1 pseudogene is annotated in these 250 nt (G+C 66.0%); it reads right to left on the bottom strand.

What is annotated here, in order from left to right:
* Positions 1-250: pseudogene (locus tag AB4Y44_RS42760) on the bottom strand (hypothetical protein); the annotation flags it as partial.

Below are 250 nucleotides of genomic sequence, written 5' to 3'. Positions count from 1 at the left end.
GCGGTAATCCCCGTCGCTCGAAACGTATGGTTGCCGATCTTCGTGCCGATTCCGGCCGCGGCGGCACGGCGCCGCACCATCGCGTAGGCATTGGCCTGTGGCAGCGGCGTGGAGCTCAGCTGCCCGGCGCCGCGCAACTCTTCCTGCACAAACAGCACAAGCACATGGAGCTGGCCGTAGTTCGTGCCGGCCAGAAGGCCAGCGACGATTTCGCCGGTTTCTGGATGCGAGACCGAAACAGCGAGCGGCC

Source organism: Paraburkholderia sp. BR10937 (assembly GCF_040965695.1).
In the GTDB taxonomy this organism is placed as follows: Bacteria; Pseudomonadota; Gammaproteobacteria; order Burkholderiales; family Burkholderiaceae; genus Paraburkholderia.
The sequence above is the reverse complement of the archived record's forward strand: the minus strand, read 5'-3'. Positions and strand labels throughout refer to the sequence as shown.